The organism is Acinetobacter pecorum (assembly GCF_014837015.1).
Taxonomy (GTDB): domain Bacteria; phylum Pseudomonadota; class Gammaproteobacteria; order Pseudomonadales; family Moraxellaceae; genus Acinetobacter; species Acinetobacter pecorum.
The window spans coordinates 39,317-53,525 of record NZ_JACSPT010000010.1; the positions used below are offsets into that span (position 1 = coordinate 39,317).

General features: G+C 43.8%; 16 protein-coding genes. 6 read left to right on the plus strand and 10 right to left on the minus strand.

The genetic code is table 11. The annotated features are described in order from the left end of the window. Positions 1 to 103: 103 nt before the first annotated feature. Positions 104 to 1,333: a chloramphenicol efflux MFS transporter CraA gene (gene craA, locus H9629_RS08980; RefSeq protein ID WP_191730964.1), complete on the plus strand. Its 1,230-nt coding sequence runs from the start codon at positions 104 to 106 to the stop codon at positions 1,331 to 1,333. Between the two features lie 211 nt (positions 1,334 to 1,544). On the opposite strand, the gene H9629_RS08985 is transcribed toward craA, so the two are convergent. The 5 genes from H9629_RS08985 to H9629_RS09005 form a co-directional block, all read right to left on the minus strand. Beyond that, positions 1,545 to 1,847 carry a DUF3817 domain-containing protein gene (locus H9629_RS08985; protein WP_191730965.1) on the minus strand — a complete coding sequence of 101 codons (303 nt, stop codon included), beginning with the start codon at positions 1,845 to 1,847 and terminating at the stop codon, positions 1,545 to 1,547. 120 nt (positions 1,848 to 1,967) lie between these two features. Further along, positions 1,968 to 4,151 (minus strand): YccS family putative transporter, encoded by a 2,184-nt coding sequence (gene yccS / locus H9629_RS08990; protein ID WP_191730966.1) that lies wholly within the window; start codon positions 4,149 to 4,151, stop codon positions 1,968 to 1,970. A gap of 128 nt (positions 4,152 to 4,279) precedes the next feature. Beyond that, a complete protein-coding gene (gene sodC, locus H9629_RS08995; protein ID WP_191730967.1) occupies positions 4,280 to 4,822 on the minus strand; it encodes a superoxide dismutase family protein in 543 nt (180 codons plus the stop codon). Positions 4,823 to 4,944: 122 nt separating this feature from the next. After that, a complete protein-coding gene (locus H9629_RS09000; RefSeq protein ID WP_191730968.1) occupies positions 4,945 to 6,114 on the minus strand; it encodes an AI-2E family transporter in 1,170 nt (389 codons plus the stop codon). Positions 6,115 to 6,203: 89 nt separating this feature from the next. Continuing rightward, positions 6,204 to 6,848: a ParA family protein gene (locus H9629_RS09005; RefSeq protein ID WP_191730969.1), complete on the minus strand. Its 645-nt coding sequence runs from the start codon at positions 6,846 to 6,848 to the stop codon at positions 6,204 to 6,206. A gap of 124 nt (positions 6,849 to 6,972) precedes the next feature. Between H9629_RS09005 and H9629_RS09010 the strand changes: the two genes are divergently transcribed. After that, positions 6,973 to 7,440, plus strand: a complete 468-nt coding sequence (locus H9629_RS09010) for a Holliday junction resolvase-like protein (RefSeq protein WP_064094556.1) — start codon at positions 6,973 to 6,975, stop codon at positions 7,438 to 7,440. Positions 7,441 to 7,467: 27 nt separating this feature from the next. Beyond that, positions 7,468 to 8,046, plus strand: a complete 579-nt coding sequence (locus H9629_RS09015) for a hypothetical protein (RefSeq protein WP_064094555.1) — start codon at positions 7,468 to 7,470, stop codon at positions 8,044 to 8,046. Positions 8,047 to 8,061: 15 nt separating this feature from the next. Here the strand turns inward: H9629_RS09015 and H9629_RS09020 are convergent, their stop codons facing one another. Continuing rightward, positions 8,062 to 8,691 carry a class I SAM-dependent methyltransferase gene (locus tag H9629_RS09020; protein WP_064095164.1) on the minus strand — a complete coding sequence of 210 codons (630 nt, stop codon included), beginning with the start codon at positions 8,689 to 8,691 and terminating at the stop codon, positions 8,062 to 8,064. Positions 8,692 to 8,881: 190 nt separating this feature from the next. Between H9629_RS09020 and H9629_RS09025 the strand changes: the two genes are divergently transcribed. After that, the gene (locus H9629_RS09025) at positions 8,882 to 9,445 is read left to right on the plus strand and encodes a hypothetical protein (protein ID WP_191730970.1); all 564 of its coding nucleotides are present in this window, start codon (positions 8,882 to 8,884) and stop codon (positions 9,443 to 9,445) included. A 72-nt stretch (positions 9,446 to 9,517) separates the two neighbouring features. On the opposite strand, the gene H9629_RS09030 is transcribed toward H9629_RS09025, so the two are convergent. Then, a complete protein-coding gene (locus tag H9629_RS09030; protein ID WP_191730971.1) occupies positions 9,518 to 9,850 on the minus strand; it encodes a HopJ type III effector protein in 333 nt (110 codons plus the stop codon). A 173-nt stretch (positions 9,851 to 10,023) separates the two neighbouring features. Between H9629_RS09030 and crcB the strand changes: the two genes are divergently transcribed. Then, positions 10,024 to 10,404: a fluoride efflux transporter CrcB gene (gene crcB, locus H9629_RS09035; RefSeq protein ID WP_064094552.1), complete on the plus strand. Its 381-nt coding sequence runs from the start codon at positions 10,024 to 10,026 to the stop codon at positions 10,402 to 10,404. Positions 10,405 to 10,491: 87 nt separating this feature from the next. On the opposite strand, the gene H9629_RS09040 is transcribed toward crcB, so the two are convergent. Then, positions 10,492 to 10,743 carry a type B 50S ribosomal protein L31 gene (locus H9629_RS09040; protein ID WP_004732342.1) on the minus strand — a complete coding sequence of 84 codons (252 nt, stop codon included), beginning with the start codon at positions 10,741 to 10,743 and terminating at the stop codon, positions 10,492 to 10,494. Between the two features lie 96 nt (positions 10,744 to 10,839). Further along, complete coding sequence (locus tag H9629_RS09045) at positions 10,840 to 12,138, minus strand: ABC1 kinase family protein (protein WP_064094551.1); 1,299 nt, start codon at positions 12,136 to 12,138, stop codon at positions 10,840 to 10,842. A gap of 285 nt (positions 12,139 to 12,423) precedes the next feature. Here H9629_RS09045 and H9629_RS09050 point away from each other — a divergent pair, with 285 nt between their 5' ends. Then, positions 12,424 to 12,636 carry a DUF1737 domain-containing protein gene (locus H9629_RS09050; protein ID WP_064094550.1) on the plus strand — a complete coding sequence of 71 codons (213 nt, stop codon included), beginning with the start codon at positions 12,424 to 12,426 and terminating at the stop codon, positions 12,634 to 12,636. A 204-nt stretch (positions 12,637 to 12,840) separates the two neighbouring features. Here H9629_RS09050 and H9629_RS09055 read toward each other — a convergent pair whose 3' ends face one another. Next, positions 12,841 to 14,199, minus strand: a complete 1,359-nt coding sequence (locus tag H9629_RS09055; protein WP_064094549.1) for an MATE family efflux transporter — start codon at positions 14,197 to 14,199, stop codon at positions 12,841 to 12,843. Positions 14,200 to 14,209: the final 10 nt, after the last annotated feature.

Here is a 14,209-nt window from a genome sequence, read left to right on the forward strand (position 1 = left end):
ATTTATTCAGAGCGTTTGAATATCTCATCTGCTAAAATTCCTGCTTTCTATTTTAGATAAAGCTCATTCTGCTTCATCCGGCAGACTGACAATAAAAACTCCCATGCAAAATATCCAGACCCAAAAACTGACCCGTGCCACACTCATGTTCCCGCTGGCACTGGTCTTGTTTGAATTCTCCGTCTATATCTGTAATGACCTGATTCAGCCGGCCATGCTGGCGATTACCCGTGATTTTGGCGTGAGTAGTTCATGGGCACCATCCTCCATGTCCTTTTTCCTGTTGGGTGGGGCATTTGTCGCAGCGATTCTGGGACCTTTGTCCGATCGTCTTGGACGTAAAACGGTACTGCTTGGTGGTGTGGCATTTTTTACCATCAGCTGTCTGGCTATTTTATTAACACCCAATATCGAAAGTTTCTTATTTCTGCGCTTTTTACAGGGCTTTGGCCTGTCCTTTATTACCGCTGTAGGTTATGCCGCCATTCAGGAAAGCTTTGAAGAACGTGATGCCATCAAAGTCATGGCACTGATGGCCAATGTGTCTTTGCTGGCACCCTTGCTAGGACCAGTGCTGGGTGCCTTTATGATTGATCACATCTCCTGGCATTGGGGTTTTATCGGGATCGCATTTCTTTCATTTCTGAGCTGGTTCGGCCTGAAAGCTAAAATGCCAAACCTGAACGTCAGTATTCCCAGACAGCCGGTCAGCTATATTCTGGATGACTTTAAACAGGTTCTAAAAAATAAACGCTTTGTGATCATGACTGTAGCCTTGCCTTTGGTAAGTTTGCCTTTGATGTTATGGATTGCCTTGTCACCGGTGATTCTGGTCGAGCAATTTGGATTCAGTAGTGTGCAATATGGTCTGGCGCAGTTTCCAGTCTTGGGCGGCCTGATTGCAGGTAATCTGATTCTGCTGAAAATTATCGATAAAATGCCGCTGGGTAAAACCGTATTATTGGGTCTGCCACTGATGCTGTTGGGTGCCGGTTTATTGATGCTGGGTTTATTGATTCCAGAGTATTTTGTTCATTGTCTGATTATCGGCACCACTTGTATCAGTCTAGGTGAGGGTGTAAGTTTTTCGGTACTGTACCGTTTTGCACTGATGTCTTCAGAAGTGTCCAAAGGCACGGTGGCCGCGACGGTTTCCATTATCCTGATGCTCAGCTTTTTTGTGGTCATTGAAGCAGTAAGAATTGCATATGAAACTTACGATATCTGGGCCTACTGTGCTGCCTCTTTGATTCTGATTGCACTCTGGTTTACTTTGCCATGCATGCAACTCAAACAGTTAATGCTGGAAAGACAGGAGCGTGGGGAGTTTTGATTTTTTAAAATTTATTTTTTGCTTAAAGATTATTTTCTAAAAAATTTACCTCTCTCTAACCCTCACTTGTGCTCCGTTTTAAAAGCGGTGCTTTAAAACCTGCTCAGGAGAGGGAATTTTCATTAAATTTAATGGTTTTTAGAATTAATAATGAAGAATAGATAGATATTGAAGGTCCTCTCTCCCTGTGGGAGAGAGTTAGAGAGAGCAATCAAGCTTCTTCCGCTACCGGTAGCTCTAGTTTCTTCAGTTTCATATCAAACAGGAATGGACCGAAAGGCAGAATCGAAGCGATTAAACCCATCACAAACATGCTGAGAGACCATTTCTGTTTTTCACATACCGCAAATAAAACCACCAGAAATAGCACAAACAGTACCCCATGGCTCATGCCGACATATTTGACCAGAATCGGATTATCCATCATATATTTCACTGGCATCGCGATAAATAACAGCAGCAGGAATGAAATCCCTTCAAGCAAACCGACCAGACGCAAAGTTTTGATGTTCATAATACATATTGATTTAACTGAATTAGTTTTGAGTGTACCGAATATCACCTGAATATTGAATCTTAATAATAAAGATATATTCAATATTTTTAATAAGTTATAACCAAGTAAAGCAGTTGGTTATTTAATCTCGGCAACTAGTAATTCATGACGTAATTTTAGTAATTCCGGTAAGATTTCCAGCAATAAACTGATCTGTTTCAGCACCAAAAGCAGATGTGCTGACAGGTTTTCCTGTGTACTTAAGCGGTGAATTTCTGCCAGTTTATGATCAATGTTGTAGGTATCTAAAGGCTGTTGTTGCAGCAATACCCCAGTTAAGGTTTGCTGACACCAGCGCATTAAATCCAAAATTTGTGCATCGGTAACCTGCTCACGGTGACTCCCCAATGCTGCAATATAACTGAGCTGGCTATGACTATAGACCAGATAGCGAAAGGCACTTTTAACCAGTTGTGGATCTGGATTCGGTTCTGTACTCAGGCTTGAAATCATGCTGGATAAATCAATCTGTGCATTGTGAGCCAGACGTCGTGCAGTCCGGTAAGCAATACTGTTATCTTTACCGTTTCGATATTGCTCGACCACTGCAGCAAAATAGTCCAGCGTAGCAAGCGATGATTTTTTAATATTGCTGGAAATATTACGAAAATCCCAGTCAGGCCAGATCCAGCTTACTGCCATCCAGGCAATCAGACAGCCTATGAGGGTATCAATGATACGCGGTAAAATAATGGCATAACCGGCTCCTTTCAGGTTAAAAATCAGGAGTACCATCAAGGTCGCCATGAGAGTGGCCATGGCATATTTTTTGGAACGTAGATAGAAAAAACCGACACCAAAAATTACTGTCAGGAGTAACTGACCTTCGACACTTGGCACAAAATACAGAATGGGAACGCCCAGCATGACCCCCAATAATGTTCCTAGGGTCCGCAATTTGAGCCGGCTTTTGGTGGCAAAATAACTGATCTGACAGACAAACAGGCTGGTCAGTAAAATCCAGTAGCCATTTTTCGCAAAGGGCAATAATGAAATGGCATAGCCGACTAGAAACACAATGGCAATCCGCACCGCATGCCGAAAGAGTGCCGATTGCGGACTCAAGTGCGGTTTGAGTTTCAGCCAGAGATCTGTTCTATCGCGAATATCATCATCAAACAGGCTCAGGTCATCAAAATGCTGCTGATAGCGTGGCTTATACAGTGCCTGTTGATCATGCAGGTGTTGTAACTGCTCATGTACACTCAGCAGATTGGCCAGAATAAGCTGTAAATTTTTAACTTCAATATTCTGTGGGTGTTGGGTAATCCAGTCCTGCATCGATTCCTGTAAATGTTTTAATGCCAGTTCATCATCTGCAGACAGATAAAATTTTTCATTGCGCAGCACACAGCCTGCCAGATGCTGACAGGCAAGGGCTTGCAGACGGATATTTTTCTGAATCCGGAAAATCAGGTCAGTGCGGCTAAAATGCTGTTCGATCTGTTCATAATGCAGATAATTGGCTGTGGCCTGTTCATGAATATCCTGCATCAGAAAATACAGATTCAGCCAGTAAATGGTATTGCGATTGGCACGCGAAGCTTTGAGCCGGGTCAATAGCGAATCTTTGCTGCGGTTAAAACTCTGAATGACTAAAGTATTTTTAAGGGACAACTCATAGAGCAGGTTTTCAACATTCGGATGCTGGTCCGGATCAAACAGTTTGGCTTTACTCAGCAGTAAATCCGACATGTGCTGCAAGCTTTGTGCGAGATTTTCCTGAACCTGTAAGGTAGGACGCAGCAGAAAAAATAGAATAGACGTCAGGCCGTACCATAGCGCCCCAATGACAAAATAAAGTGGCTGTTCATACCAGTGCTGATATTCGCCCAGGCCGAACATGGTATAGATTGACAGTAAAATGGTGCCAAATGAAATTGTAGCATAACGTTGGCCTAAGGCACCCATTAGAATAAACAGCGCACTCGATAGCGATAGCCATAATGCAAACCAGAGTTTATGCGGAGCAAGAAATTCCAGAATGCTGCTGACACTAAAAAACAGAATGATGACCAGTAACAGGTTGCGCAAACGCAGGCTTAGCCGGTCATCAAAATCAGTCAGCGCAGTGGCAATTGCCCCTAAAGTTACTGGAACGATCAAGAACTCATAACCCAGAAATTTCAGACCGAAAGTAGTACCTAAAAACACCAGCAGGATCTGCAGGCAATAAGTCATCAGCGCACTGGACTGAAAGGGCAGCAGGACAGGTTTTATAATTTTAACAAAAGTAGCAGTCGCAGGTCGGGCAGCATTCACAAGGACAGGATCCGGAAAGTAAAAACGCAAAGTTCTGAATGCAATTTAGACGCCAAAATAAAAGAAAAATCCATGAAAAAACGAGCATGCTGCCCGTTTTCTCTATTTGGTCATTGGCATGAGGGTATTCAGATCACACCACAGGCAATACGTTCACCGCCGCCACCCAAGGGTAATGGGTTGTCGGAATAGTTGTCGCCACCAGCATGAACCATAATGGCACGACCCTGAACATCAGCCAGTTTCAGGCGTGGTGCAAGCAGGGTGACACGCGCAGTTCCATCAGTATTAACTTTCAATGCTGGTAAATCACCTAAGTGACCGGTTGTTGGCGTACCGTGATGTGGTGCCTGATTCGGATTGTAATGGCTACCTGCTGCCAGTGCTGCACCCATCTTGCCATCTTTCATTGCAGGTGCACATGATCCATTTTCATGAATATGGAAACCGCGCTCACCTGCAGGAAGCTGTTTCAGGTTGGTGCGAATGACCAGACCAGCTGGGCTGTCACTGAGTAATACGGTACCAATCTCTTGGCCTACACCTTGAGCAGTTACTGCATTTACAGTCACTGCTCTGACCACTTCGTTTGATGGAGAGGTTGAGGCACAACCGGTAAAAAGTGCTGCGCTTAATGCGCAAAGTGTCGTAATTTTAAACAATGAAGACATGATTCTGGCATCCTGATCTTTATTCTGTTTGGTGAAATCATTTAAACAGAGCAAGACCAGAAGCTCTATATAAAATCAGTACTTAAATGTTTTGTTTTGTTTAAGTCGATTAAATATATGCTTCAAGGTGCTTTGGGTGGTGTCTCTTTTGTTTCCGGATCAATCTCATGTGCCAGGGTCGCTTTAGGCATCATTAATGGTTCATTTATATTACTTTCATGTAACCATTCACGCCAGATAGCCAGGAGTACAGCCAGAATCACCGGGCCAATAAATACCCCCACCAGACCGAAGCTGGCAATACCGCCCAGCACTCCAAACATGATCAGCAGGAAAGGAATCTGCGTTGCACCAGAAATTACCAGGGGACGAATGACGTTATCGGCGGTACTGACCACACAGACACCCCAAACCATGACTCCAATAGCTTCAATGGTTTGTCCTTGCGAAAACAGCCACAGTGCGACCGAACTATAGGCAAGAGGTGGACCGAAAGGAATCAGGGCAAAAATAAAGGTCACAATGGTTAAAACCATCGGATTTGGAACACCTGCAACAAAATAACTCATACCTGCCAGCAGAGCCTGGGCAATTGCAGTTAAACCGACCCCATAGACCACCGCTCGGGTAGTGGCAGAGATAGTAGAAAAATAATGATGCACACGTGGTCCGACCACCATTTCAAAGGCTTTACGCACCTGATTTAAAATGGTCTGACCATCACGGTAGAAGAAAAACAGCGAAAGTATGGCAAAACATAATTTAAATATATTTTTGCTGACTTCGTTCAGTACTACTTTGCCATAATTCAGATGCCCTTGAATCCAGGTCGATACCGACAGCGCAATACTCTGCGGATCAGTATTGATTTCATTTAAGGTCCGGCTGATCTCCTTGCCGACAATCGGAAGTCCACGAATAAAATCAGGTACATTCAAATGACCGGAAAAGACCTGTCGCTGCAATTCCATGTACAGGTTACGGCCTTCATGCTGCAACATGAAAATAGCAAAAATAAACGGAAGACCAAATACCAGAATCACGGCCAGAATCATCAGGGTCGCACTCAGTGTTGGGCGATTGCCACACATACGTAACACTGATTGATACAGGGGCCAAGTCATATAGGCAATAATTGCCGCCCAAACTACAGGAATGATGAAATACTTGAGTATATGAAAACTCAAAAAAATCAGGATAAAGAACAATCCAAATAATAAGACTTTTTGTAATATAGGCGCGTATTGTTGCACTGAATTTAATGACTCATTTTTTAGGTCGTGTTCAGGCATATTAACTGAAAAAAAAGCGATCGAAAATGCTGCATTGCCAAGTAGCGTGATTATTTTCCAAGAGCTGCAGCCTGATTCAGTCTATTGACTCAAAACCATTGACTTGGATCATCAATAATCGCATTTAGTACCGGTTGCCATTGATCCTGCAGCTCCCGGTAAATTTTCTGTTGTTTATCAAAGACTGAAAGACCTTCCATCGCCAAACGGCTATAAGGGGCGCGCTCCGAAATCCAGGCCACCGGCTGTTGGTCGATTTTGTCAAAAAATTGTTGTATATCCTGATTGCTGGCTGCATTTGCTTTGGTGCGATTGGCCAGAAGCAAAATTTCGACCTTGCCTTTGCGGATTCGTTTGATGTCCTGTAAATGTTTGAGAAAACGGCGGGTTGAATCGATGTCAAAAAAAGAAGGCTGGATCGGGATGATAATCGCATGTGCTTCGCTAACCAGCTGTTCCGCATGATCGTCACTTAAAGCACCTGGTGCATCAATAATCAGGTATTCGATCTGCTTGGGAGCATCACCAATGGATTTGCTATTGCGCCAGTCCAGACTTTGAATAGGTGCCGCCTGTTCCGGGCGGTGCTTAAGCCATTGCAATGTGGATTTCTGGTTGTCGGCATCGGCCAATGCCACCGTATAACCCTTTTGTGCGAGTGCTGACGCCAAACTAATGGCTGTCATGGTCTTACCACAACCGCCTTTCTGATTCGCAACTAAAATTGTTTTCATGACTCAAGGTGATTTTATTCTGTTCCAGCCTAGCATATCATTCTTTTCAAGTATGCAAATGGCCGATATCCTCAACTTCAGTCGAATGCGATGTTATAAAAATCAAGTAAATTAGGAAGATTGAATGTCCATATGGATGGCCATGCTGATTGGCGCATGTATCGGGGTGGTATTGACCACTATTATTTTAAGTCAGACACGCAACGGACGGATCAAGGCCGAATATGAGCAGTATATCGCCGAGCTGGAACTGGAGCATCAGCAATCCCTCATTGCCGCGCAAAAGCGCAGTGTAAATACTAGCCGTGCCGTTCTCAAAGGCAAAATGGCTGAACAGCTCGCACCGATCATGCCGGAATTTCAATATCTGCCGAGTGATGCTAAGTTTCTGGGCGATCCGGTAGATTATGTGGTCTTTGACGGCTATAGCGATTTTCGTGACGGGGAAGGCGCAGCCGAAGATATTGAAGTCGTCTTGATTGATATTAAAAGTGGAGGTGCACGTCTGACCAAAGGCCAGCAAGCCATTGCCCGATCGATTCAGGAAGGACGGGTACGTTTTGAAACTGTTCGGATTGATTTTGAGGATTAATCCAAACCTCATGCAGAATAAAAAACTATGCAAAAACTACTGATCACTGCACTGCTGTTTATACTTGGACTTTGGGTCTGGAATGAGTTTTTTCGTGCTATTCCACATCTGCAAGAAAAAGGCGTACTTAAAAATTTTAAAGTAGAACCGGTCAAGCATATTTCAGAAATCTATATTGTGCATGATCAGCGCTTTGTAAAACCCACCCGTCGGGTTCTGCATCAGGCGAGTCCTGTGGTGGGGAGTTTTAATGATCTGGCCTATCTCAGCAATATTGATGTGCTGTTGCTGACTCAGCCGCTGCCAGCCATGCAGGCAACATTGGAGTTTGATGAAGTAAAACGCTGTTATCAGGTTGAAGGACAAATCAGCGAGGCGGATCATAACTTCATCAATACGCATGTACAGCATTTCAGTCTGATTGCTGCCACTGAAAAAATTGCCGATCAGATTCGCCGGTTAAAACCAGGACAGAAAATTACTCTTAGTGGTGATCTGGTTACCGTTCATTCAGGCACGACTGGACAAGAATTTACGGTGGGTACAGGTTCTAAATATCGTGGCCATTGCCAGTTACTGCGAGTGACTCAGATTCAACATCACTAAAAAGATCAGAGGGAGTTAGTCTTTTGACTTACGCAGTCGAGCCAACAGCATATGCTGACCAATCTGGGGTAGACCTGCCGCATCAATATAATTCAAGCTTTCTATTTCAAAACCGGTTTCCAGCAAGGCATTTTCAATATCGCGGTTCAGATGACAGCCATCTGCGACTTTCTTTTGAATAGGAGTAAGTAAATGTTGCAGGCACTGGATATTTAAATTTTGCCGATTCAGCACATGTTCGACTACATGTAAAGTACCACCCGGCTGTAGCACCCGATAAATTTCCTTTAAGCTCTGTTCGAGATCTGGAATACTGCAAAGTGTCCAGGTTGAAACCACATGTTGCAGGCTATTCGCTGCAAAAGGCAAATTTTCTGCGCTGGCCTGAATATGCTCAACCGGAAACGCAGCCTGCTGAATCCGCGTTTCTGCCAGTTTGAAAATATCAGCATTCGGTTCCAACGCATATAGCTTGTCAACCAGTTGATAAAACGGCAGATTCAGCCCGGTACCGAAACCAATTTCCAGCACTTCATTTGACACCCCCAAGAGCAATTCGCGGCGTAAGTCCATCAAAGCCGGGGTTTGCATGACCTGATTTAAAAGATGTGGAAAGATATGTTGTTGATAAATTTTATACAGCATCCGGGCCATTTTAATGAGATGAGAATTTGTTCTAGCTTAACCGAAAATAAAATAATCGGCATATCCCGAGCTGACCAAATTTGTTCAGTTTGTTACCAAGTTCAACTGTTTATTCATTAAAAAATACGTAAGATCAAAGAAGATATCCTTAAAACGTTTAAGCAACTTGATTAGGATTAGATTAAAAATTATGTTCAAACACTTTAAACATTATGCTTTGCTCGCCAGCCTGTTACTGCCTATTTCTGGCTACAGTTCTGTTGAGCATAATATTGCCAAAGGTTTGCCTCCTGTGGTCAAAGGTCAGTCAATTTCGGTCTTGCAGCCTTTTAAAGGTGATTTCCGTATTTTGGGTTCTAAGGTTTATAGTTCTGATCCGCAAGCCAAATTCTCTCCGATTGATTATGCAGTCAGTTGGGGGTTATTTGCTGAGCCTGAAATTGCCCGGCATATCACCGTGAATCAATATGACCGTTATCTGAACTGGAAAATGGATCGGGTGCCGGTGCCTGTAGAACAAGCCAAGCAGATGGTGTCCAATATGCATATCATTCCCGCCAATCCTGAAATTGCCAAGGCAATCAAAAAGGTGAAGCGTGGCGATCTGGTGCGTATGCAAGGGGAGCTGGTTGAAGTTCGGGATAAAGATCTGGTCTGGACATCTTCTTTAACCCCGACCGATACGGGGGATGGCGCTTGTGAAGTTTTCCGCGTCAGTTCCATTCAGTGGATTGAAAAAGTTGGTAAGAGCTAAACAGACATCCAGCATACTGCTGAGATGCCTAAAAAAACCGTTCCTATGAACGGTTTTTTATCTGTTGAAGACTTATTTTGCAATTAGGGCCTGACCTTCAAAGGCAATTCCATCCCAACCATTAAGCATAAACTGGCGGATATTCTGATGATCGGTCAACTCTGGCGTCGCCAGTACAGCAGCATAATGCTCAGCAAACAGGCTTAAGGTCTGTGCCTGATCCAGACCATTGAGTTGTGCAAAAGAAAAGACTTTGGCGCTGCCTTGGTTTTCCGTAGCCGCATTAGTTTGCTGGCCATTTTTAAATGCAGTCGGTGTATGCATATAACGCGAGTCAATATATGCAATCACATCTGCAAATTTTGCTTCGCCTGCCACTAACTGGGCCAATAAATCCTGTGCCATGCTGTTTTTCCTGTATCATTCATGAAAATTCGATGCGATAAATATAGCAATTTTCTTGCGAAGTTCCATGGTATTTGATTGATTTTCCGTTCAAGATAATAGTGAAAATTATCCATGTTGAGTTTAAAAATTTGGATAAGATAAACTTGATCAATAAATAGATAGGAAAAAATATGGGCTGGCTTTGGGTGGCAATGGGTGGGGCAGTCGGTGCCAGTCTGCGTTATGCAGCAGGACTTTGGCTGTTTAAACCACAAATGCAGTTTCCTTGGCCCACCTGGTGGATCAATATTCTAGGCTGTTTATGTGCGGGGATTTTTTTTGCCTGTAGCCAAAAATATCCAATCCTTCAACAGGAAGCTCGTCTGTTTTTAATGGTGGGAATTCTCGGTGGTTTTACTACATTTTCCAGTTTCGGTCTGGAAAGCTTTTTGCTATTCAAGCAAGGGGCTATGGGCCTAGCGGTATTATATGCATTATCCAGCTTAATCATCGGCATTATGGTTCTGGCGCTGGGCTTTTATTTAACGTCATGGATGCTATCGCACAGTTAAAACGGACATAAAAAAGTCAGGAAACTGGAGGTTATTTCCTGACATAAACCACGATTCGAAGATTGAGATAATCGACGGTTTTCATTTTTAACCACGTTTAAAGCGGCCAAAACGTTTGTTGAAGCTTGCCACACGACCTTCATTGCTGGTCTGACGTTGCTCACCCGTATAGAAAGGATGAGAAGCGCTTGAAATATCTAGTGTTACATAAGGATATGTTTTACCTTGATATTCTTTAGTCTGGCTGGAGTTCATGGTACTGCCAATCACAAAATAGGCATCGGCATTGGTATCATGGAACAACACTTCACGATACTCAGGGTGGATATCTGAACGCATATCTAAATTCCTCTTGATTATTGATCAAATGTTATAATGTAACATTTACGCTTTCAAGTAATTTAGGGTTACAACGCGTAAGCCAGTCGTCTCTATTTAACTGCGACTGGGTACGAGCTCTTCAAATACATCACTTAAATCATCATTTACTTTAAGATGAATCAGGTTCCAGTACTGCCCTGAAATCGTCCGGTTCACCATTAAGGTATCTGGAGAAGGTTTAAACACATCCCAGTATTTTAAGGAAGGTTTCAGCAGTTCCATACCATCATGATGCGCTGAGTTTTCGGCGAAATCATAGTGGGTGACTAAAGGACGCATGAGTACTTCCAGCCATTGTTCATACAATTCTGTTGGGAATTTTCCGGTTTCAGTCAAAGAATGCAGTGCATCCAGTTGTTGTTCGATTACGGGAATATTCTTCTTGCGTGCGGCATGGATCAGCTCTTTGAAATGTTCAACCACTTCAGTCGACAAGGTCTTGACGCCACCATAATCATAAACAATTACAGAGCCATCTTCACGGAAGGCGAAATTGCCGGGATGCGGGTCGCAGTGAAAGCGTTTCAGATAGAAAATTTCCTGACCAATGGCACGGAATAAACGGCGTCCCAAAGCATTTCGGGTCTCGAGTGGCCAAGTGCTAGCGGTTTCAATACTTTCCCCAAGCTCCTGGCTCAAAGTCAGAATATGCCGTGAAGAGTACTCATGAAACACTTTCGGAATTATAATTTTACTGTCCAGAGATTCATGGAAAGTCCGGGCGATTTCCAGATTCTGTGCTTCGATTTCATAGTTCAGCTCATTGTCCAGACTCTGCTGAATTTCCTTAAACAGCTGATCCTGAAGTTTACGGTCAATCTTTAACACGCCCATCATGCGCAGTGCCAGACGGACTTGTTTCAGGTCACTTTCGCAGGCTTCATCTACCCCAGGATACTGCACTTTGACCACAACTTGCTGGCCATCTGGCAGGATCGCTTTATGTACCTGACCAATCGAGGCTGCAGCAAATGGCTGTTCATCAAAGTGCTGGAAAAGCTGTGCTAAGGGTTTACCCAGTTCTTTTTCTACCTGTGCCTGAATTTCTTTAAATGGCATGGGTGGTGCCTGACGTTGTAACTTGGCAATGGCTTTGGCGACTTCGGGCGGGAAAACGTCTTTATATTGCGAGGCAATCTGGCCAACTTTCATGACTGCGCCTTTCATCTCTCCCAAGGTATCTGCAATCTGTACCCCAATATCCTGAAACAGTTTGCTGCGCGCAGTATTTTTCTGCTCTTCATCGGCAGTTAAATTTTTAATGGAATTGGAGAGGGTTTTACCTGCAATACTTGCGGTCATTCCGGCAAGTTTCATAAAGCGACGACCGGGTGTACTAGCCGTTTTTGCCATGCGAGATTCCTTGAAACCAATAATGAATGGATGTATTTGATCATAGGTGACAACGGTTCAATTGCCTAGATTTAATTGTAGAGGTTATGTTGTGATTTCCTTCTGCTTCTCCATGTTTAATGCATCATCTTTGATTTGATAAAGATTTATCTTTATCTCCTTGGCTAAACTAAAAGAATATGCCGGAATCCATCATCGTTTTAGATAAGGCTGAGTATTAATTCTGAATGTTGTTTTATGGCTAAAAGCTTAGAATAAACAGATTGCTGTAATGAAGAAAATTCAATGAAAGTCTATCGATATTTTACTGGGAAGGATGATGTGCATTTTTGTGCGCGGGTGACCCGTGCCTTAAATGAAGGTTATGAGTTATATGGTCCACCCACCATGACTTTTAATGGTACGGATGTGATTGTGGGGCAGGTGGTGACCAAAGATGTAGCGGATGAATCAGAGATTCCAGAAGGATTGAAGGAGGCTTTGGGAGCTAATTCTTAACTTCTACATCGAAATTAGAATGCTCAAGGCTATGCTCTCATCTTTTATTTTTATGCTGTCACATAGGTGTAGCTCCTACTTTTGTCATGGCAAAAGTAACAAAACCATCTCGTTGATCTGATGCTACTTCCCTGTATCACAGTTCAACGGTGACATCCATGTCACCTACCCAATATTTAAGATTGCTTGAAAGTCGCTAAGTTTTTACACTTTTAAGCTTAAACGTCTGTTATTGCTATAGAGTCGTGCCAGCAATAAAACACAGGCAACACTTAAACCCACGATCAGGCCAACCCAAACACCGGCGGCGCCCATCTCGGTAAAGCGGGATAAATATACCCCAACCGGAAAGGCGATGACCCAGTAAGCCAGCATGGTAATCCACATCGGCCCCTTGGTATCCTGCATGCCACGCAGACAACCTGCTGCACTGATCTGCCAGGCATCCATCAGCTGATAGGCAATAGCAAACAGAATCAGATACACCGCAATTTGGCTTACGATCAGATCTGAAGTGTAGAGTGCCACAATTTCATTGCGGAAAACCCAAAGCAGAATCATGGTCAGGATCGCCAGAATAGTGGCAGTGATCAGGCCAAGATATTGCACTTTTCGCATGGCTTGCCAGTTCTGTTCACCATAGTAGGTGCCAACCCGAATGGTCAGGGCAATCGCCAGTGACATGGGAATCATGAACAGTTGTGAAGTGACGGAAATAGCAATCTGATGGGCAGCGACAATGGTCTCTCCCAAAGGACTCAGCACAATTGCTGCTGTACTGAAAATACTGACCTCAAAGAAGATCGCCAATCCAATTGGAAAACCCAGTTGCAGAATACGCTTCACCCATTCCGGGTTTATTTTTTCCCAGTGAGTAAAAGGCTGAGTACGCTGATAGGCTCTGTTTTTAAAGATATACAGTGCCAGAGTCATGAGCATTAACCACTGCAAAATCGCTGTGGCAAACCCACAGCCTGCACTGCCTAGGGCCGGAACAGGACCAATACCATACATAAAGATATAGTTCAGCGGAACCAGCAAAACCAGGGCCAATAAACTAATCACGGTGACCGGGCGAGGATTTCCAATCGCTTCTGAGTAGCCGCGTAAGGCTGCATACATGGTTACCGCAGGCATACCAAAACCAATCGCATGCAGGAATAAACTGGCTTTAGGCTGCAAGCTTTCCGGTACGCCCAAGAGAGGTAAAAGGGCTGGCAAAACTTGTAAAATCAGGCCGGCAATTACCCCAAGAATCAGGGCAACCCAAAGCGATTGACGTGCAATGGTGGCAATTTTTTCAGGTGTACGTGCGCCGTTAGCTTCGGCAACCAAAGGCGTCGTGGCAATCATAATGCCACTAAATAGCAGCATCACCGGAATCCAGAGTCCTACTCCGACGGCAATCGCGGCAAGATCGGTAGCAGACAGGTGACCGGCCATAATGGTATCAATCAGGCCCAGACCAGCCTGAGAAAATTGGGTCACCAGAATAGGCAGCATCAGATGAAAAAGTTTTTTTAATTCAAAACTAAAGGTTGTAATTGGTGAAACATTCGACACAAAAATTACT

What these genes read in the sequence shown, in the direction of transcription:
- H9629_RS09025 (WP_191730970.1), top strand. Translation starts at nt 8,882, where the DNA reads ATGTTCAAACACTTTAAACATTATGCTTTGCTCGCCAGCCTGTTACTG.
- H9629_RS09030 (WP_191730971.1), bottom strand. Translation starts at nt 9,850, where the DNA reads ATGGCACAGGATTTATTGGCCCAGTTAGTGGCAGGCGAAGCAAAATTT.
- H9629_RS09005 (WP_191730969.1), bottom strand. Translation starts at nt 6,848, where the DNA reads ATGAAAACAATTTTAGTTGCGAATCAGAAAGGCGGTTGTGGTAAGACC.
- H9629_RS09040 (WP_004732342.1), bottom strand. Translation starts at nt 10,743, where the DNA reads ATGCGTTCAGATATCCACCCTGAGTATCGTGAAGTGTTGTTCCATGAT.
- H9629_RS08985 (WP_191730965.1), bottom strand. Translation starts at nt 1,847, where the DNA reads ATGAACATCAAAACTTTGCGTCTGGTCGGTTTGCTTGAAGGGATTTCA.
- H9629_RS09020 (WP_064095164.1), bottom strand. Translation starts at nt 8,691, where the DNA reads ATGCTGTATAAAATTTATCAACAACATATCTTTCCACATCTTTTAAAT.
- craA (WP_191730964.1), top strand. Translation starts at nt 104, where the DNA reads ATGCAAAATATCCAGACCCAAAAACTGACCCGTGCCACACTCATGTTC.
- sodC (WP_191730967.1), bottom strand. Translation starts at nt 4,822, where the DNA reads ATGTCTTCATTGTTTAAAATTACGACACTTTGCGCATTAAGCGCAGCA.
- H9629_RS09000 (WP_191730968.1), bottom strand. Translation starts at nt 6,114, where the DNA reads ATGCCTGAACACGACCTAAAAAATGAGTCATTAAATTCAGTGCAACAA.
- H9629_RS09010 (WP_064094556.1), top strand. Translation starts at nt 6,973, where the DNA reads ATGTCCATATGGATGGCCATGCTGATTGGCGCATGTATCGGGGTGGTA.
- crcB (WP_064094552.1), top strand. Translation starts at nt 10,024, where the DNA reads ATGGGCTGGCTTTGGGTGGCAATGGGTGGGGCAGTCGGTGCCAGTCTG.
- H9629_RS09045 (WP_064094551.1), bottom strand. Translation starts at nt 12,138, where the DNA reads ATGGCAAAAACGGCTAGTACACCCGGTCGTCGCTTTATGAAACTTGCC.
- H9629_RS09050 (WP_064094550.1), top strand. Translation starts at nt 12,424, where the DNA reads ATGAAAGTCTATCGATATTTTACTGGGAAGGATGATGTGCATTTTTGT.
- H9629_RS09015 (WP_064094555.1), top strand. Translation starts at nt 7,468, where the DNA reads ATGCAAAAACTACTGATCACTGCACTGCTGTTTATACTTGGACTTTGG.